This is a genomic window from Streptosporangium sp. LJ11 (assembly GCF_051918945.1).
Taxonomy (GTDB): domain Bacteria; phylum Actinomycetota; class Actinomycetes; order Streptosporangiales; family Streptosporangiaceae; genus Streptosporangium.
Genome location: NZ_JBPXMB010000002.1, coordinates 128,405 through 146,037 on the forward strand (window position 1 = coordinate 128,405; position 17,633 = coordinate 146,037).

The 17,633-nt window shown below is 72.0% G+C and carries 17 protein-coding genes; 7 read left to right on the forward strand and 10 right to left on the reverse strand.

Annotation, left to right across the window (positions count from 1 at the left end):
• Nucleotides 1–36: 36 nt before the first annotated feature.
• The gene (alc, locus tag ACTOQ3_RS03155; RefSeq protein ID WP_440081904.1) at nucleotides 37–1,002 is read left to right on the forward strand and encodes an allantoicase; all 966 of its coding nucleotides are present in this window, start codon (nucleotides 37–39) and stop codon (nucleotides 1,000–1,002) included.
• Between the two features lie 17 nt (nucleotides 1,003–1,019).
• Here alc and pknB read toward each other — a convergent pair whose 3' ends face one another.
• The 4 genes from pknB to thiO all read right to left on the reverse strand — a co-directional run bounded on the left by pknB (nucleotide 1,020) and on the right by thiO (nucleotide 5,347).
• The gene (gene pknB / locus ACTOQ3_RS03160; protein ID WP_440081905.1) at nucleotides 1,020–2,957 is read right to left on the reverse strand and encodes a Stk1 family PASTA domain-containing Ser/Thr kinase; all 1,938 of its coding nucleotides are present in this window, start codon (nucleotides 2,955–2,957) and stop codon (nucleotides 1,020–1,022) included.
• Between the two features lie 75 nt (nucleotides 2,958–3,032).
• The gene (locus ACTOQ3_RS03165) at nucleotides 3,033–3,839 is read right to left on the reverse strand and encodes a thiazole synthase (protein WP_440081906.1); all 807 of its coding nucleotides are present in this window, start codon (nucleotides 3,837–3,839) and stop codon (nucleotides 3,033–3,035) included.
• Nucleotides 3,840–3,881: 42 nt separating this feature from the next.
• Nucleotides 3,882–4,082: a sulfur carrier protein ThiS gene (thiS, locus tag ACTOQ3_RS03170; RefSeq protein WP_440065172.1), complete on the reverse strand. Its 201-nt coding sequence runs from the start codon at nucleotides 4,080–4,082 to the stop codon at nucleotides 3,882–3,884.
• Nucleotides 4,079–5,347: a glycine oxidase ThiO gene (thiO, locus tag ACTOQ3_RS03175; RefSeq protein WP_440081907.1), complete on the reverse strand. Its 1,269-nt coding sequence runs from the start codon at nucleotides 5,345–5,347 to the stop codon at nucleotides 4,079–4,081. The genes thiS and thiO overlap by 4 nt, the downstream gene beginning before the upstream one ends.
• 325 nt (nucleotides 5,348–5,672) lie before the next feature.
• Between thiO and ACTOQ3_RS03180 the strand changes: the two genes are divergently transcribed.
• The 3 genes from ACTOQ3_RS03180 to thiE are packed head-to-tail and all read left to right on the forward strand — an operon-like array spanning nucleotide 5,673 to nucleotide 7,895.
• The gene (locus ACTOQ3_RS03180) at nucleotides 5,673–6,851 is read left to right on the forward strand and encodes an NAD(P)/FAD-dependent oxidoreductase (RefSeq protein ID WP_440081908.1); all 1,179 of its coding nucleotides are present in this window, start codon (nucleotides 5,673–5,675) and stop codon (nucleotides 6,849–6,851) included.
• A 50-nt stretch (nucleotides 6,852–6,901) separates the two neighbouring features.
• Entirely contained in the window at nucleotides 6,902–7,276 is a 375-nt protein-coding gene (locus tag ACTOQ3_RS03185) for an Rv2175c family DNA-binding protein (protein ID WP_362676524.1), read from the forward strand.
• The gene (thiE, locus tag ACTOQ3_RS03190) at nucleotides 7,254–7,895 is read left to right on the forward strand and encodes a thiamine phosphate synthase (RefSeq protein ID WP_440081909.1); all 642 of its coding nucleotides are present in this window, start codon (nucleotides 7,254–7,256) and stop codon (nucleotides 7,893–7,895) included. The genes ACTOQ3_RS03185 and thiE overlap by 23 nt, the downstream gene beginning before the upstream one ends.
• 120 nt (nucleotides 7,896–8,015) lie before the next feature.
• On the opposite strand, the gene ACTOQ3_RS03195 is transcribed toward thiE, so the two are convergent.
• Nucleotides 8,016–9,083: a polyprenyl synthetase family protein gene (locus ACTOQ3_RS03195; RefSeq protein WP_440081910.1), complete on the reverse strand. Its 1,068-nt coding sequence runs from the start codon at nucleotides 9,081–9,083 to the stop codon at nucleotides 8,016–8,018.
• A gap of 415 nt (nucleotides 9,084–9,498) precedes the next feature.
• On the opposite strand from ACTOQ3_RS03195, the gene metF reads away from it, so the two are divergent.
• Nucleotides 9,499–10,431: a methylenetetrahydrofolate reductase [NAD(P)H] gene (gene metF, locus ACTOQ3_RS03200; protein WP_440081911.1), complete on the forward strand. Its 933-nt coding sequence runs from the start codon at nucleotides 9,499–9,501 to the stop codon at nucleotides 10,429–10,431.
• A 181-nt stretch (nucleotides 10,432–10,612) separates the two neighbouring features.
• On the opposite strand, the gene ACTOQ3_RS03205 is transcribed toward metF, so the two are convergent.
• Both ACTOQ3_RS03205 and ACTOQ3_RS03210 read right to left on the reverse strand, forming a co-directional pair.
• Nucleotides 10,613–11,161, reverse strand: coding sequence for a GNAT family N-acetyltransferase (locus tag ACTOQ3_RS03205; protein WP_440081912.1), 549 nt, complete (start codon nucleotides 11,159–11,161; stop codon nucleotides 10,613–10,615).
• Nucleotides 11,162–11,256: 95 nt separating this feature from the next.
• Nucleotides 11,257–11,733 (reverse strand): YbaK/EbsC family protein, encoded by a 477-nt coding sequence (locus ACTOQ3_RS03210; RefSeq protein ID WP_440081913.1) that lies wholly within the window; start codon nucleotides 11,731–11,733, stop codon nucleotides 11,257–11,259.
• Nucleotides 11,734–11,852: 119 nt separating this feature from the next.
• Here ACTOQ3_RS03210 and ACTOQ3_RS03215 point away from each other — a divergent pair, with 119 nt between their 5' ends.
• Together ACTOQ3_RS03215 and ACTOQ3_RS03220 are read left to right on the forward strand one after the other, a co-directional pair.
• Nucleotides 11,853–12,665, forward strand: coding sequence for a L,D-transpeptidase family protein (locus tag ACTOQ3_RS03215; protein WP_440081914.1), 813 nt, complete (start codon nucleotides 11,853–11,855; stop codon nucleotides 12,663–12,665).
• Between the two features lie 406 nt (nucleotides 12,666–13,071).
• Nucleotides 13,072–13,521 carry an SAV_6107 family HEPN domain-containing protein gene (locus tag ACTOQ3_RS03220; protein ID WP_440081915.1) on the forward strand — a complete coding sequence of 150 codons (450 nt, stop codon included), beginning with the start codon at nucleotides 13,072–13,074 and terminating at the stop codon, nucleotides 13,519–13,521.
• Nucleotides 13,522–13,733: 212 nt separating this feature from the next.
• Here the strand turns inward: ACTOQ3_RS03220 and ACTOQ3_RS03225 are convergent, their stop codons facing one another.
• The 3 genes from ACTOQ3_RS03225 to ACTOQ3_RS03235 all read right to left on the reverse strand — a co-directional run bounded on the left by ACTOQ3_RS03225 (nucleotide 13,734) and on the right by ACTOQ3_RS03235 (nucleotide 17,554).
• Nucleotides 13,734–14,867, reverse strand: a complete 1,134-nt coding sequence (locus ACTOQ3_RS03225; RefSeq protein ID WP_440081916.1) for a PP2C family protein-serine/threonine phosphatase — start codon at nucleotides 14,865–14,867, stop codon at nucleotides 13,734–13,736.
• Between the two features lie 217 nt (nucleotides 14,868–15,084).
• Nucleotides 15,085–15,579, reverse strand: a complete 495-nt coding sequence (gene bldD, locus ACTOQ3_RS03230; protein ID WP_329424589.1) for a transcriptional regulator BldD — start codon at nucleotides 15,577–15,579, stop codon at nucleotides 15,085–15,087.
• Nucleotides 15,580–16,129: 550 nt separating this feature from the next.
• Complete coding sequence (locus tag ACTOQ3_RS03235; RefSeq protein ID WP_440081917.1) at nucleotides 16,130–17,554, reverse strand: amino acid permease; 1,425 nt, start codon at nucleotides 17,552–17,554, stop codon at nucleotides 16,130–16,132.
• Nucleotides 17,555–17,633: the final 79 nt, after the last annotated feature.

A 17,633-nucleotide genomic window follows, 5' to 3' on the forward strand; every position in this document is an offset into this window, starting at 1 on the left:
TGGCCGGGCCGGCTCCCCGCGAGAAAGGTTCTCTCCTTGACCGAGTTCACGACCGGATTCACCGCACTGCCCGATCTCGCCCTGCGCACCCTCGGCGGCTCGGTCATCGCGGCCAACGACGAGTCCTTCGCCGAGAAGGAGAGCCTCATCAGGCCGGGCCGCCCCGGCTTCATGCCGCACACCTTCGGGGCCAAGGGCCAGGTCTACGACGGCTGGGAGACCCGCAGGCGCCGCGAGCCCGGCCACGACTGGGCCCTGGTCAGGCTCGGCATGCCCGGGGTGATCAGGGGCGTCGTGATCGACACCGCCTGGTTCAAGGGCAACTACCCGCCGTACGCCTCCGTCGAGGCCGCCGAGGTCGAGGGCTACCCCACGGTCGCCGAGCTGGAGACGGCCGGCTGGACGGAGATCGTTCCCAGGAGCGACCTGAAGGGGGACGCCGAGCACCTCTTCGCGGTGCCCGGTGAGCACCGCTACACGCACGTGCGGCTGAACATGTTCCCCGACGGGGGCATCGCCCGCCTGCGGGTGCACGGCGAGGTCAGACCCGACCTGTCCCTGTACGAGGGACTCGGCCTGGACCTGGCCGCCCTGGAGAACGGCGCGCTCGTCACCGCGTGCTCCGACGAGTTCTACTCCTCGCCCAACAACGCCATCTCACCCGGCCTCGCCCGCCACCAGGCCGAGGGCTGGGAGACCGCCCGCCGCCGCGACGACGGCAACGACTGGCTGGTGATCCGCCTGGCGGGCCCCGGCGTCGTCGGCCTCGCCGAGATCGACACCACCAACCTGGTGTTCAACGCCCCCGCCGAGGTCTCCGTCACGGGCAGCGCGGACGGCACCACCTGGTTCCCGCTGCTGCCCAGGACCCGCCTGCTGCCCGACACCCGGCACCGCTTCCGCATCCGGGACGCGCCCGCGGCCACGTACGCCAGGGTCGACATCCATCCCGACGGCGGCCTGGCCCGGATCCGCCTGCACGGCTTCCTCACCGAGGGCTGACCCGCGCCGGTGCGGGGTCAGTACCAGATGGTGACCTCGGTGCCGGGCGGGACCGCCTGGCCGCCCGCCGGAACCTGGGCCAGCACCCTGCCCTTGCCCAGGGTGCGCCTCAGCTTCACCGTGACCCCCGCGGCGCGCAGCTCGTCTCTCGCCGCCCGGTAGTCCTTGAACACGATGTTCGGGATCACCACGATCTTCTGGTCGTCGCCGGGCGGGGGCTCGCCCTCGCGCTCCCAGGGCCAGCGCCAGTCGCCGCCGCACTGCGACAGGGTCAGCCGGACCACGGCGCCCCTGTCGACCTCGGCCCTGGGCAGCGGGTCTTGGGCGATGACGGTGCACGGCTGGGCGGAGTCGGTCTGCTCGACGAACTCGGGAACGAACCCGGCCCCGCGCAGCACCGCGTCGGCCTGGTCGCGGGGCATGCCCCTGATGTCCGGCATGACCAGGCCCGCGCTCACGACCAGGTCGAGCTTGCTGTTCTCCTTGACCGGGTTTCCCACCGCGGGGATGGTCCGCATCACCTGGCCGCGCGGCACGGTCTCGCTGGCCTGCTTCCTGACGTCGTCGACGAGGAGGGAGGACTCCGCCAGCTTGCTCCTGGCCTGCGGTTCGGTCATCCCCACCACGTTGGGCACCGCCACCCGCTTGGGGCCGGCCGAGGCGATGAGGATCAGCTTGCTGTTCGGCTCGACCTCGGTGCCCGCCGCGGGCTCGGTGCGCAGCACGATCCCCTTGGGAACCTTCTCGTCGTGCTCGGCCTTGCCCGTCTCGACCGTGAAGCCGCTCCGCTTGGCCTCGCCGGTGGCGGCCGTGACGTTCTTGCCCACCAGGGTGGCGGGCACCACGATGGAGGTGTTCTGCGAGAACAGCCAGCCGGTCACCCCCACCGCGACCACCATGACCACGGCCAGCCCGATCAGGAACCAGCGGGCCCCCGACCCCTTGCGCGCCCTGGGGGCGGCCTCGGGGCGGTCGCCGGCCGGGCCGGTGAGCAGGTCGGCGCGGGGCTGGATCAGCGTGTGGTTGGCCGGGGCGGGAGGCGCGGGCGCCACCATCTCGTGGCCGTGCGGCGGGCCGACGGGGACCGACGGCACCGGGCCGCTCTCCCTGGGCAGCATCCGGTGCGCCTCGACGGCGGCGACCAGCAGCGCGGTGGCGTCCGCCGGGCGGTTGGCGGGGTCGCGGGCCGTCGCCCTGGCCACCAGCGTGTCGAGCAGCGGGGAGGAGCCTGGCAGCAGCGCCGAGGGCACGGGCACCGTGTCGTGCACGTGCCGGTAGGCCACCGACATCGGGGTCTCGCCCTCGTACGGCTGGCGGCCGGTCAGGAGCTCGAACAGCATGATGCCGGCCGCGTAGACGTCGCTGCGGGCGTCGGCGCCCCCGGAGGTCACCTGCTCGGGCGACATGTAGCCGATGGTGCCGATCATGACACCCGTGCGCGTCTGGTTGCTCGCCTCGATCGCGCGGGCCAGGCCGAAGTCGACGACCTTGACCCGGCCGTCGTCGGCGAGCAGCACGTTCTCCGGCTTGACGTCCCGGTGGATCAGGCCGGACTGGTGGGCGGCGCCCAGCGCGGCGAGGACGGGGATCATGACTTCCAGCGCCTCGCGGGCGGGCAGCCTGCCCCGGGCGCGGAGCACGTCGCGCAGGGTCCGCCCCGGCACGTACTCCATGGAGAGGTAGACGTTGTCGCCGTCCGTGCCCTGGTCGAACACGTGCACCACGTTGGGGTGCGACAGGCTGGCCACCGACTTGGCCTCGCCGATGAAGCGCCGCACGAAGGCGGGGTCCTCGGCGAGCGAGCGGTGCATCACCTTGACGGCGACCGTGCGGTCGAGCCGGACGTCCAGGGCCAGATAGACGGTCGCCATTCCGCCCCGGGCGATCCGGGACTCAACGCGGTAACGCCCGTCGAGGAGTTTCCCGACCAGGGGGTCCGTAAGCGTCGTGTCCACGTGGCCGAGTTTACGGGCGATTTGGCGCCGACAGGATCCCCGAATCCCAAACCGATGCCGAGACGTGGTGGTTTTCTATCGATGAACCACCGGCGTGCTGTCGGTCGAGGGAGAGGAGGCTTCCGCGTAGCGACGCCGGGGTATCCGCCCGGCCATACGGGCCGCCCGGCCCGCGGAGACGGCCGAGCGCATCGCCCGGGCCATCAGGTCCGGTCGCTGTGCCCGGGTGACCGCCGTGGCCAGCAGGACCGCGTCGCAGCCCAGCTCCATGGCGAGCGCCGCGTCGCTGGCCGTGCCGATCCCGGCGTCCAGGATCACCGGCACGCTCGCGAACTCCACGATCAGCTCGATGTTGTGCGGGTTGCGGATGCCCAGCCCCGAGCCGATCGGCGCGCCCAGCGGCATCACCGCCGCGCAGCCCGCCTGCTCCAGCCTGCGCGCCAGCACGGGGTCGTCGCCGATGTAGGGCAGCACCGTGAACCCGTCGGCGACCAGCCGCTCCGCCGCGTCGAAGGTCTCGATGGGGTCGGGCAGCAGGGTGCGCTCGTCGGCGATGACCTCCAGCTTGACCCAGTTCGTCTCCAGCGCCTCCCTGGCCAGCCTGGCGGTCAGCACGGCCTCACCGGCGGTGAAGCAACCCGCGGTGTTCGGCAGCACCTTGATGTCGCGCCGGCGCAGCACATCGAGCACCGAGCCCCGCGCGGCCGGGTCGAGCCGCCGCATCGCGACCGTGGTCAGCTCGGTCCCCGAGGCGGCGAGCGCCTGGTCGAGGATCTCCAGGGAGGGGGCGCCCCCGGTGCCCATGATCAGGCGGGAGGAGAACTTCTCGCCGCCGATGATCAGCTCGTCGGCCATACCCGTCATACCCGTCATATCCGTCATGTCAGCTGTGTCAGCCATGTCAGCCGTGTTCGTCATCGCCCGTCACCCTCCCTGGACCGCGGTGAGCACCTCGACGCGGTCGGCCTCCGCGAGCGCCGTGGACTCCCAGGCGCCGCGCGAGACGACCTCGTCGTTCACCGCGACGGCCACCCCGCTCCGCACGTCGGTCAGCCGCCGCACGGCCTGCGCGACGGTCGCCCCCGAGGGCAACTCGTGCGCGGCGCCGTTGATGGTCACGTTCATCGGTACTCCTGAGGTGTGTGCTCCCGGAGGCGGTGTTCCCGCGGCGGGTGTTCCCGGAGGGTGCGCTCCTGTGGGGTGTGCTCCTGGGAGCCGCGCTTCCGGGGGGTGCGCTCCCGGGAAGCCGGCTCCTGGAAGCGGAGGGGGGAGCAGACCGCGGCGAGCCCCGGGTCCGGCTCACCCGCCCCGCCCACCTCACCCGTCTCGCTCACGCAGAGGTCGGCGGTGAGCGGCGCGAGCAGGACCCCGCCCCGGTGGTGGCCGGTGGCCAGGTGGAGACCGGGCACGATCGTGGGACCGATCAGCGGCAGGTTGTCCGGGGTGCCGGGGCGCAGTCCCGCGGCCACCTCCGACACCTCCAGCTCGGTCACCCCGGGGACGAGCTCCCGCGCGTCGCGCAGCAGCTCCCACAGCCCCCCGGCGGTGACACGGGTGTCGAAGCCCATCTCCTCCTGGGTGGCGCCGAGGACCGTCTCGCCGTCGCCGCGCGGCACCAGGTAGACGTGCGAGCCGTGGACGACCCCGCGCACGCACCGCCGCAGGATCGGCGCGGGGGAGCGCAGCCGCATGATCTGGCCCTTGACGGGCCGCACCGGGGGCAGCGCCTCCGGGGGCACTCCCTCCAGGGAGCCCGACCAGGCTCCCGTGGCGAGGACCACCAGGCCGGCACCGACGGTCTCGCCACCCGCCAGGCGTACTCCGGTGACCGTTCCCGAGGACGTGAGCAGCTCGGTCACGCGGGCGCGCACCAGGGCGCCGCCCGTACGCTCCAGGGCCGCCAGGAGCGCCGCGGTGACCCTCCTGGGGTCCACCCAGGCGTCGCCGCCCGCCAGTAGGCCGCCCCGGACGGCGGGGGCCAGCATGGGCTCCAGGCGGCGGCACTCGCGGCCGGTGAGCCGCTCGGCGGGCAGTCCCAGCCTGGCGGTGAAGGCGGCGAGGTCGTCCAGCGCGGCCAGGTCGTCGGAGCCGAAGGCGACGTCGAGCGTGCCGTCGGTGCGGTAGTCGAGATCGTGCCCGCTCGCGTCCGCCAGCTCGGCGGCGAAGGCGGGCCAGCGCTCCAGGGAGGCCAGGCCCAGCCGCAGCAGCGGCTCCTCGGTGTAGGTGACCTCGCTGACCGGGGCGAGCATGCCCGCCGCCGCGTGCGAGGCGCCGGAGGCCGGTGCGGGGTCGGCCACCGCCACCCTCAGGCCCCTGCGGGCGGCGCGCCACGCCACCGACAGGCCGATCACGCCCCCGCCGGCGACGAGAAGATCGAAATGGTCCGCCATACGTGCTCCGCTCCCTTCGCCGGCATGACCCGGATCAGGTTCGTGGCGGTCGAGGGCTCGCTCGCGGCCGCTGTCCGGACCTCGCTCGCCGTGCCGTGCCCGATCGCGCCCCAGGGCGCGTCTCCTCGCACATCACCGGCTCGCAGGGTCCTTCTTCGCCCGCAGCCCTCCTCTCAGCCCGGTGCGTACCGGGCTCCCGCGCGTCTTCACCCCCACCCTAAGGGTTCGGGCAACACGCTTAGCGCGTCAGATGTGAGGTAAATCCCGTTTTCGTTATCAACGACCGTTGGTAGGAGTACGGGGTTCCCGCTTATGGTCGGGAAGTGTGAATCATGTCGTGGTGGTTGGCGCCGGCCTGGCCGGTGTACGCAGCGTCGAGGCGTTACGGGCCCGTGGGTTCGGCGGCAGGATCACCCTGATCGGGGAGGAACGGCACCGGCCCTACGACCGCCCGCCCCTGTCCAAGGGGGTGCTGCTCGGCGAGACCGACTCCACGGTCGTCGACTCCGACCTCGACGCGCTCGAGGTCGACTTCCGCGCGGGCGTGTCCGCCAAGGGGCTGCACCCCGGCGTGGTCGAGACCACCGAGGGCGAGCTGGCCTACGACGGCCTGGTCGTCGCCACCGGGGCCCGCCCGATCAGGCTGCGCGGGGACGGCCCCCAGCACGTGGTGCGCACCATCGACGACGCGCTCCGGCTGCGTTCACTGCTCGGCGAGGGAACCAGGGTCGCCGTCATCGGCGCGGGCTGGATCGGCGCCGAGGTGGCCACCGCCGCCCGCAGGGCCGGCTGCGCCGTGACCGTCGTCGAGGCCGCCGGCACCCCGCTGGCCACCGCGCTCGGCCAGGCCGGCGCGTACACCGCCCCCTGGTACGCCGAGGCGGGCGTCGACCTGCGCCTGGGCACGATGGTCGCCTCCGTCGACCACGGAGGGCTCACCCTGGCCGACGGCTCGGCGATCGAGGCCGACGTGGTCGTCACCGGCGTGGGCGTGCGGCCCGCGACCGAGTGGCTGGCCGGGTCCGGCATCAGGCTCGACAACGGCGTGGTCACCGACGAGCACCTGCGCACCTCGCTGCCCGACGTGGTCGCGGTGGGCGACTGCGCGGCCTGGTGGTCGCGCCGCTACGGCATCCGCCTCCGCGTCGAGCACTGGGACACCGCCCTGGGCGCCCCGGACGTCGCGGCGGCCACCCTCGTCGGCGACGCCGCGGTCTACGACCCGGTCCCCTACTTCTGGTCCGAGCAGTTCGGCCACATGGTCCAGTACGCGGGCCACCACGACGGCGCCCGCCTGATCCTGCGCGGCGACCCGGCGGCCGAGGGAAAACCCAGGTGGGCGATCTGCTGGGTGACCGGGGACGACCGGCTCACCGCGGTGCTCTCCGTCAACCGCCCCCGCGACCTCGTCCAGGGGCGCCGCCTCATCGAGGGCGGGCAGCGCCTCGACGTCGATCGCCTCACCGACCCTGCGATAGCGTTGCGCGATTGTACGGTGGCGTAACCTCGCCGCCAGGTGTTTGGCGAAGGGCTCGATGTGGTAGTGGTGGATTCGTGACGCTTTCTGTTGCGCAGATCGACCGGGAAACCGACCAGCTGGTGGGCGAGTGGCTCACCCTGACCGAGGTGGCCAGAAGGCTCAACCTGAGCGCCGGTCGCGCCAAGCAACTTCTCAAGGACCGCAAGCTCATCGGAGTGCGCAGGGGCGGTGGCGAGCCACAGGTCCCCGCCGCGTTCCTCGCCGACGGAGACGTCGTCAAGGGCCTCCCCGGCACCCTCACGGTGCTCCTGGACGCCGGATACGACGACGTCGAATCCCTTCGCTGGCTTTTCACCCCCGACGACACGCTTCCGGGATCGCCGGTCGACGCGATCCTGGCGGGCCGCCACACCGAGGTGAAGAGACGTGCTCAAGCCCTCGGTTTCTGACGCCCGCCTGTATCTCTGTACGGACGGGCGCCGGGACCGGGGGGACCTCGCGGACTTCCTCGACGCCGCCCTCGCGGGCGGGGTCGACATCGTGCAACTGCGCGAGAAGGGCCTTGAGGCGCGCGAGGAGCTCGACCTCCTCGCCGTCTTCCGCGAGGCCTGCGACCGGCACGGCACCCTCCTGGCCGTGAACGACAGGGCCGACATCGCCTACGCGATCCGTCCCGACGTGCTCCACCTCGGCCAGGATGATCTGCCGGTGCGGGTCGCGCGCGACATGCTCGGCGACGACATCCTCATCGGGCGCTCCACTCACGCCCCCGAGGAGGCGTCCGCCGCGGCCGTCGAGCCCGGTGTCGACTACTTCTGCTGCGGCCCGATCTGGCCGACGCCCACCAAGCCCGGCAGGTTCGCGCCGGGCCCCGGCCTGCTCAGGCACGCCGCGGCCCTGGAGACCGACCGGCCCTGGTTCGGCATCGGCGGCATCGACCTCGCCAACCTCGACGAGGTGATGTCGTACGGCGTGCGCCGGGTCGTGGTCGTGCGGGCGATCACCGAGGCCGACGACCCCAAGGCGGCGGCCGAGGAGTTCAAGCGGAGGCTGGCCGTCCCCGCCTGAGGCCCCTCCGCCCGGCGAGGGCCGCGTTCCCCGCCGGGCGGGCCGGCCTGTCCGCGAACCTTTTCACGAACCGGTTCGCGAACCCGCCGCCGCTCGGCCGGGTGTGCGTCCGGCGCGCGGTCAGGTCCGCCGGGAGGTGGCGGCCACCGCGAGGTCGGCCAGGGCCGCGCGGGCCTCGGGAAGGATCGGGGCGCCCTCCAGCGAGCCGAGGGCGTTCTCCAGATACCCCTTGATCAGGTCCTCGCACGCCACGAGGGCCCCCGTCTCCTCGATGATCCGGCGCAGCCGGTCGACCCCCGCCTCGTCCAGGCCGGGGTCGCCCAGCGTGGTGCGCACCACCTGGGCCTGCGACTCCGAGGCCGCGGCCAGCGTGCGGGCGATGAGCATGGTCCGCTTGCCCTCGCGGAGATCGTCGCCGGCCGGTTTGCCGGTCTCGTCAGGGTCGCCGAACACGCCGAGGATGTCGTCGCGCAACTGGAAGGCGATGCCCACGGACTGCCCGTACTCCTCGCAGAGCCGGTCGATCCACGGCTCCCTGCCCCGGGCGGCCAGCACCAGGCCGAGCCGGAGCGGCTGCTCCACGGAGTACTTGCCGCTCTTGAAGAGGGCGACCCGCAGCGCGCTGTCGAAGGTGCCCTCCCCGTGCGCCTGCTCCAGCAGATCGAAGTACTGCCCGCACATCAGCTCGGTGCGCATGTCGTCGTGGACCTTCTGCGCCGCCGCCAGCGAGGCGGCCGGCAGGCCGCTGTTGCGCCACATCTCACCGGACCAGATGAGCATCAGGTTGCCCAGCAGGATGGCCGCCCCCTCGCCGAACTGCTCGGCCGAGCCGTGCCAGCCCGCCTTCCTGTGCAGATCCTCGAACCTGCGGTGCGCCGAGGGCATGCCCCGGCGCAGGTCGCTGGCGTCCATCACGTCGTCGTGCACCAGGGCGCTGGCCTGGAGCAGCTCCAGCGAGGCCGCGGCGGCGAAGAGCGCGGGATCGTCACCTCCGCCCGCGCCACGCCAGCCCCAGTAGCAGAAGGCGGGTCGCAGCCGTTTGCCGCCCGCGAGGAAGTCCTCGGCCGCCGAGACGAGCGGGGCCAGCTCCGGAGCGCTGACCTGCGGGCGCTGCCGTTCGACGAATCGCCGAAGAGAGCGGTCCACCTCGGACCGGATCGTGTCCAGCGCGGCTGCAGAAGTGATCATCGAATACCTCCAGTGTGGAGACCCTGGGCTTCAGCTCTGGGGGGGAAACGCGGTACGTTGCCGTGCGCCGCGGCAGCGTGACCAGCGGTGATGACGCACCGATCACCGTACGCATGATCGACAAGATCCTCTCCGCCGGTCCGGCGGAGAGGTGGAACGCCTGTGGAGCCGATGTAAGGCACGACACCTCCGGGTTCCTTGCGACTGGCGACGAGGCAGGAAACCCAATCTATGAAAATCGGAATCTCCCGCCTTCGACGGCGGGAGGAGGTCAGGTAATGAGATTAACGGTCCAAGAGGACATTTCGATCTAGAGGGGCGGTTGATTTGCGCGATAATTGACATAAGGCCGTTCTGCGGGTGGCGGCGATGATCTGATCGGGCACCCGGGCGGCCGGGCAAGTATCCTTGCCCCATGGCTCTGGGTCGCGCATCTGTCCTCCCCGATCGTGTCGCCACCGTCCGCGAACTCCTCGCCGCCGGTGCCCGCTCGTTCTCCTTCGAGTTCTCCCCCCCGAAGACCGACGAGGGAGAGCGTCAGCTCTGGCGAGCCGTCCGTGAGCTGGAGTCGCTGCACCCCACCTTCGTGTCCGTCACCTACGGCGCGGGCGGCAGCACCCGCGACCGCACCGTCGACATCGTCGAGCGGCTCGCCCACGAGACCACGCTCACCCCGGTGGCCCACTTCACCGCCGTCAACCACTCCGTCCGCGAGCTGCGCCACCTGATCGGCCGCTTCGCGGGGGCGGGCGTGCGCAACATCCTCGCCGTGCGGGGCGACCCGCCCGGCGACGTGACGGGCGAGTGGGTGCGCCACCCCGAGGGCGTCCAGTACGCCGAGGACCTGGTCCGGCTCATCCGCCAGTCCGGCGACTTCTGCGTGGGCGTGGCCGCCTTCCCGTACAAGCACCCCAGGTCGGGTTCGGTCGAGTCCGACACCGAGTACTTCGTGCGCAAGTGCCGCGCGGGCGCCGACTACGCGATCACCCAGATGTTCTTCCGCGCCGAGGACTACCTGCGGCTGCGCGACCGGGTGGCGGCCGGCGGCTGTGACACGCCGATCATCCCCGGGATCATGCCCGTCACGCAGATGAGCACCATCGCCAGGTCCGAGCAGCTCTCCGGCGCGCCGTTCCCGCCGGAGGTGGCCGAGAGGTTCGCGGCCGTCGCCGACGATCCGGCCGCCGTGCGCAGCCTCGGCATCGAGCACGCCGCCGAGCTCTGCCAGACCCTGCTCGACGAGGGGGCGCCCGGCATCCACTTCATCACCTTCAACCGCTCCAGCGCGACCCGAGAGGTCTTCCAGGCCCTCGACCACACGCCGAAGGCCGCCCCGCTGCCGACCTGAGCCGTCGCGTCCCGGCCGCCCCGCCCCCGCTCCCGCCGGGGCACGGCGGCCGGCGGGTGGTCCCTGTCCGGCGGGGCCCCGGTCACCGGGGCCCGGCCCGGCTCCCCGAGCGGGGCACGCCGGTGCGGGACGTCCCGGGAGGGTGGCGTCCCGGCGGGGACCCGGAGCTCCGGCCGGTGGCTCAGCCGCCCAGCGGCAGGACGGTCCCGAGGATCGCGTAGCGCTCGTGCCCGCCGGGAAAGACGAACTGCGTGAGCAGGTCCACGAAGCCGATGCTCCGGTAGAGGTGCCGGGCCGCGGTGGGCTGGTCGCGGGTCGACAGCACGGCGGTGCGCTCCAGGCGGCCCGCGCACATGCCCGTGATCATCGCCCGGCCGATGCCCTTCCCCTGGTAGTCGGGGTGGACGTGGATCTCGGCGAGCTCCAGCGCGTCGCCCAGCCAGCCGCGGGCACTGCCCTCGCCGTGTTCCTCCGCGAGGGCCCGCCTGACCACGTCGTGCCACCACTGGCCGGGAACCCCGTGGAAGCCGTAGGCGACGCCCACCGGCGTGCCGTCGGCGAGCTCGGCGAACAGGCAGGTGAAGGCGGGGTGGGTGGCGTGGTTTCCCATGATGAGCCTGCGGCCGGCGATCTGGTCGGCGGGCGGGTTCATCGCCTCGGTGTAGACGTGGAGGACCGCGTCCAGCCGGAGCCTGAACTCGTCGGGTCCGATCCGTCGCAGTCCGATCACGCGTCGCACCCTAGCAGTGCGGACGTGGCGCGGGTCGGCACGATGCGAGAGCGCGGCGCCTGGTGAGTGCGGCACTCAAGTGCCGCGGAGGACCGTCATTCGACCTCGACGGGAACCCCGCCGGTGATGCGGACGAGCTCCTCGAAGGAGGTCGGGAAGACGGTGTGCGGATGGCCGGCGGCGGCCCAGACGACCTCGTGCTTGCCCAGCCAGGTGTCGACCAGGGTCCTGACCGGCGCGGGGTGGCCGATCGGGGCGATGCCGCCGATGACCTGGCCGGTGGCCGCCCGTACGAAGGCGGGGTCGGCGCGCCGCACCTTCGCCACGCCGGCGGTCCTGGCGATCAGGTCGGTGTCGACCCGGTGGGCTCCGCTGGTCAGCACCAGGAGCGGCTCGCCGTCGGCCTCGAATATCAGGCTGTTGGCGATGGCGCCGACCTCGCAGCCGAGCTGCGCGGCCGCGGTGGCGGCGGTCGGGGTGGCCTCCGCGAAGACGACGATCTCGCCGGGGACGCCGTGCTCGCGCAGGACGGCGGCGACCTTCTCGATGTTCGGATGCAACTTTTCTGGCACGCGGCCACTCTAAACAGATTGACCGTTGATTGCCGCTTTATAACCGGCGGCCTGCACGGGGAACCCGTGCGCTATGGTCCCTTGACCTGATCCATAGTGATATGAGGAGTTGATTGAAAGTGGGGGTTGGACAGCGGCAGGGAGTGGCCGCGCTGATGACGGCGGGGGCCGTGCTCCTCTCTTCCGCGGGCGTCACCCTTTTCGCGGGCGCCGCCGCGGCCCAGACCTCGGCCTCCCCGGCCGTCTCGGCCGTGACGGCCGTGACGGAGACGGGGGCGAGCCCGTTCGTCGCACCGGGCAAGACGCTCAAGCTCGGCGCGAAGGGCGCCGCGGTGAAGGTGCTCCAGACCCGGCTGGCCGAGCTCGGCTACGCCCCGGGCAGGATCGACGGCCGCTACGGCGGGGCGACCCTGGCGGCGGTCTGGGCCTTCCAGAAGGTCAACGGCGTCACCCCGACCAGCACCGTGGCGCGCAGGACCTGGGCCGCCCTGGAGGCCCCGCTGGCGCCGAAGGTGCTCGTGCCCAACGGGAAGCCGACCCGGGTGGAGGTCAACCTCGCCAAGCAGGTGATGGTCCTCTACGTCGGCGGTGTGGTGAAACTGGTCAGCCACACCTCCTCCGGCAGCGGGATCTCCTACTGCGAGACGGCCACCTGGGAGGGCAGGGCCCAGCGGTTCTGCGGCGACGCCCGCACGCCGACGGGCGACTACAAGACCACCTGGCGCAGGGACGGCTGGCACAAGTCCTACCTCGGCCAGCTCTACAACCCGATCTTCTTCAACGGGGGCATCGCCTTCCACGGCGCGCTGTCGGTGCCGCTGGCGCCCGCCTCCCACGGCTGCGTACGGCTGCCGATGCACGTGGCGGAGGTCCTTCCCGGTCTGCTCGGTACGGGAGTGCCGGTGCACGTCCGAGGCAGGTTCGCCCGGTAGGGCGGAGGGACGGGCGATCCGGCGGGCGTGACCCCGCCGGTCGTGAACCGGGGCCCCGGGAGACGGCGATCTCCCGGGGCCCTTTCGCGTGCCCGCACGCACCGATCTCCCCGGACTCGCGTGTGCCCTCACATACCCGAAGATCGAACTTTTGTTCGCCGTTTTACTTGACAGTATTAGTGATCGAATTTATGTTCGATGTGATGGCACGGGGCTCGCGGCTCGTGTCCGAGGGCGGCCGATCCGGTCCACGTCGTCGGCGGAGACGATCGGGCCAGGTCAGGACGGGCGGGGAGAGGGGAAGCTCCTCGTCCGGCCGTCCGGTGGATTTGTCGGTGGGGTCTGCGAGTGTGATACCACCGGCGAAAACGCCGGAGCCGCTTGCGACCAAGGAGGCTGAAGCACTATGACCCCTCGGCTCAGCGATTCCGGTGGGCCCCGGTTGTCCCCCACGGTGCGGGCGCACCTCTCAGACGCGCGCGACTGCCTCGAAGAGGCCGCCGCCGCCCGGACTTCCGCCGCGCGTTACGTCGCGGCCCATCTCGCCGCGCTCAGGGCGGCCGCTGCCGTCCTGGCGGCCCGTCCCCGTCCGATGGAGGGCCGCAGGAGGCGCAGGCTGCGCAGCGCCTGGGAAATGCTGCCCGAGGCCGAGCCCCGCCTGGCCGAGTGGGCACCCTACTTCGAGACGAGCGCGGCCAAGCGGGCCGCCGCCGAGGCGGGCCTGACCCGCACGGTGTCCTCACGAGACGCCGAGGAGCTCATCTCCGAGGCGGAGCGTTTCGTCACCGCCGTGGAGAAGCTGCTCGGCGTGCCGAGCCAGCCCATGCTCCCCGGCCAGGTCCCCCTAGCCGGTTAGAGCCGGAGCGGCCTCCCACCCGGGGTCGCCGCCCGGGCTCACCGGCGCCGTCCCCGTACGTCTCCGTGCCCACCGGTCCTCCCGGGCGGGGCACGGAGACGTACGGGGACGTTTTTCGCGTCGCCTGCCCCTCGCGTCGCCTGACCTCGCGTCGCCCGTCCATCGCGCCACCCGCCCAGGGCGCCCCCGGGCCGCCCTCACCCCGTCCGTTCTCACGCCGCCGCCGTGGAGTTCTGGCGGGCGGCGCGGTGACGTAGCAGGAGCATGGCGGCGTCGTCGCTCAGCGGCCTGCCCACGTGGTCGAGCAGGTCGGCGCGGAGGGCGTCCAGCGAGCCCTGGGGGTCGTCGCCGTCCAGCAGGTGCGCCCGCTCCAGCAGCGGGTAGAACTCGCCGGTCCCGTCGCGCGCCTCGATGACCCCGTCGGTGTAGAAGAGCACCTGGTCGCCCGGCTCGAACGGGATGTGGTGCGGCTGCGGCTCACTGGCCTTGAGGGCGCTCATGCCCAGCGGGAGCGCCTCGTCCGGCGGGTCGGCGAACCAGATCGCGCCCTCGGCGTCGAGCACCATGGGCGCCGGATGGCCGCAGTTGATGACGGTGATGGTGGAACCGCCGCTGATCTCGGCCAGCACGGCGGTCACGAACTGCTCGCCGGACAGCTCGCGGGTCAGGGCGTTCTCCAGGCGCGCCACGACGCCCTGGAGCGTCCTCTCGTCGTGGGCCGCCTCCCGGAAGGCCCCGAGCACCACGGCGGCCGTCTCCACGGCCTCCAGGCCCTTGCCCTGGACGTCTCCCACGATGATCCGAACCCCGTGCGGGGTGGTGACGACCTCGTACAGGTCGCCGCCGATCCTGGCCTCCGCCGTGGCGGAGGTGTACGAGACGGCCACGCCGATGCCCGGTCCCGCGCGGCGGGGCACCGGGCGCAGCAGCACCCGCTGGGCGGCCTCGGCCACCGAGCGCACGTCGGCGAGCTGGTGTTCGTGGCGCAGCCGCCCGGCGCTGGCCAGCACGCTGGCCACGGTGACGCCGAGAATGGCGAGGAGGGTGATGTCGGTGCGGGGCATCCAGAGGATGTCGTTGTAGGCGCCGAGCGCGAAGCACAGCACCAGGGCGACGACGCCGACCACCGTGGTGCGGGTCAGGCCGCACGCCACGCTGGCGAAGGCCGGGCCGAGGGCGAGCAGCGGCAGGAGGCCGGACGTGGGACCCGAGCCGAAGTCGATCAGAGCCACCACGGCCATGACGACGAACGGCAGGAGTTTCAGGGTGTCCTGGGTCTTGGTGGTGCCGATCGAGGTCAGCAGCCGCAGGAAGGCACGCGTCTTGGTCGATCCCAGCGACGCCATGACGGCGCGGAGACGGTTTTTCCGGCTTGATCGAGAGTGATCGAGCCGATCATCTCCCGAGGCCATGTCCACCACATCTCGCTAAACGCATGTTTGCCTTTTCCTACCACAGTGGCGGTCAGGCCGGGGCGGGACGAAGGGCACGTTCTGCTGAGAGCGGGAATATCTGCGGGGTGGGCACGCCGGTTCCGGCGCACCCACGACCGGTCAGGGGTCGTCAGAAGGACTCGACGGCTCGGCGCGCCTCCGGGTCCAGGACGCCCCAGCTGATGAGCTCCTCGGTGAGCTCGCTGGGGGACTTGTCGTAGATCACGGCGAGGGAGCGGAGGTCCTCCTGACGGATGGACAGCACCTTGCCGTTGTAGTCGCCACGCTGGCTCTGGATGGTGGCCGCGTAACGGGCGAGCGCGCCCGCCTTCTCCTTGGGGAGCTGGGCGAGACGCTCAAGGTCGATCACAAGCTTCGGTGTCGGGCCCAGGGGGCTCGGAGCGGCCCCTCCCGGCAGCAACTCCGAGACCGGCACCCCGTAGAAATCAGCCAGTTCGGCAAGCTTCTGCACGGTGACGGCACGGTCGCCACGCTCGTAGGAGCCAACGACGACCGCCTTCCAGCGCCCGCGGGACTTCTCTTCTACTCCGTGCAGGGACAGGCCCTGCTGGGTGCGGATGGCGCGGAGTCGTGCACCCAGCGACTTGGCGTACTCAGACGGCATGGTGTGGCCCCCCGGCTCTGTTATGTAGTGCTCTCAACATGATTGTGCTACCTCGCAACTTATGCCCCGTTCACCGGGTTGGCGCCCGGGGTGGGCACCTTCGGTGACCGATGCGTCAGGGTTCACCCGATAACGCCACGAGGTGTGGTTACGGACAGTGACGGTAAAGCTGTGGGCGCCTAAGGTCAAGCTGATTGGAAAAAAGATGCCGAATCCGGTCCGGTGGGGTCCGCGTCAAACGCCGCACTTGTCCTACCCCGCATCGCGAAACCTCCGGTTTTTTCGGGACTTCCGCATGATTTCCGGCTCTTCTCCGGGATTCGAGACGACGTCCTCCCCGGGCGCGGCGACAGGCGTATGATCTTGAACGATGCGGCGGCGGGCAATACCCGGTGCGACGGTCCCGCGCTGCCGGAGGCGGGGCCCGGCGCGCCCGCGTGCCGGTCCGGACACCGCCCTGGAGACTCCGCCCGCCGTGTCCCGGCCGTCCCGCCCCGAGGCCCGGGGCGGGGGCGGGGGCTCGCCCCGGGCGTCCGGCCGGCGGCCCCGGTCACCGGACGCCCCGGTCGAGACGCGAGTGGCGATAGCCGTAGAGGAAGTAGGCGAGCAGGCCGGCCGCCATCCAGATCCCGAAGGCCAGCCAGGTGACGCCTGCCAGGCCGGCCATCACGACGAGGCAGAGGATCACACCGAGGATCGGCGTGATCGGGAAGAACGGTGTCCTGAAGCCGCGGGGCAGGTCTGGGCGGGTGCGGCGCAGGACGAGCACACCGGTGTTGACGATCGCGAAGGCGAACAGGGTGCCGATGCTGGTGGCCTCGGCGAGCCGGCCCAGCGGGACGAACCCGGCGAGCACGGAGACGAAGGCGGCCACGATGAGGGTGTTGGCGACCGGTACCCGGCGGCGCGGGCTCACCCTCTCGAAGATCTTCGGAATCAGGCCGTCGCGCGCCATGGCGAACAGGATGCGGGTCTGGCCGTACAGCACGGTCAGGACCACGCTGGCGATGGCGATGGCCGCGCCGAAGGAGATGACGACACCGGGCCAGGTGGCGCCCACGGCCCGCTTCGCGATCACGGACAGGCCCGCCTCGGTGCTCTCCGGGCCGAAGTCCCGCCACGGCATGGCGCCGACGGCGGCCAGCGCCACCAGGACGTAGACGAGCGTGACGACGCCGAGGGACAGCATGATCGCCAAAGGAAGGTCGCGCCTGGGGTTCCTGGCCTCCTCCCCGGCGGTGGAGGCCGCGTCGAAACCGATGTAGGCGAAGAACACCTGCGAGGCGGCGGCGGTGATGCCGGCGACCCCCATCGGGGCGAACGGCGCCAGGTTGCCCGAGTCGAACGCGGTGAACGCCACGACGCAGAAGAACGCCAGCACCGCGATCTTGACGAGCACGAGGATCGCGTTGGCGCCCGCGCTCTCCGAGGCGCCGCGCAGCAGCAGCCAGGTGGCGAGCAGGACGATCAGGATCGCGGTCAGGTTGACCACGCCGCCCCGGTCGCCGGGGGAGTGGACGACGGCCGCCGGGAACGTCCAGCCGAACAGGTCCAGGAGGAAGGCGTTGAGGTATTCGCCCCAGCCGACCGCCACGGCCGCCACCGAGACGGCGTACTCCAGCATCAGGCACCAGCCGCACACCCACGCCACCAGCTCGCCCAGGGTGGCGTACGCGTACGAGTACGACGATCCTGAGACGGGGATCGTGCCGGCCAGTTCCGCGTACGACAGCGCGGAGAACAGGGCGGTGAGCGCGGCCAGCAGGAAGGCGACCGGCACCGCGGGGCCCGCCTTGGGCACGGCCTGGCCGAGGATCACGAAGATGCCGGTGCCGAGGGTGGCGCCGACGCTGAACAGGGTCAGCTGCCACAGGGTCATGCTCCTGCGCAGCTCGCCGCCCTCGCCGTGGCCGCCCTCGGCGACGATCTCCTCGGCGGGCTTGGTACGGAACAGCCGGCGAGCCGGTGAGGCCATCCGCTCGTCCCCCTCCACTGCGGTCCGGGTGGTGATGGTCCGCCCTGCCGGGAGGAGGGAGCAGACCTGTCCTCCGGGG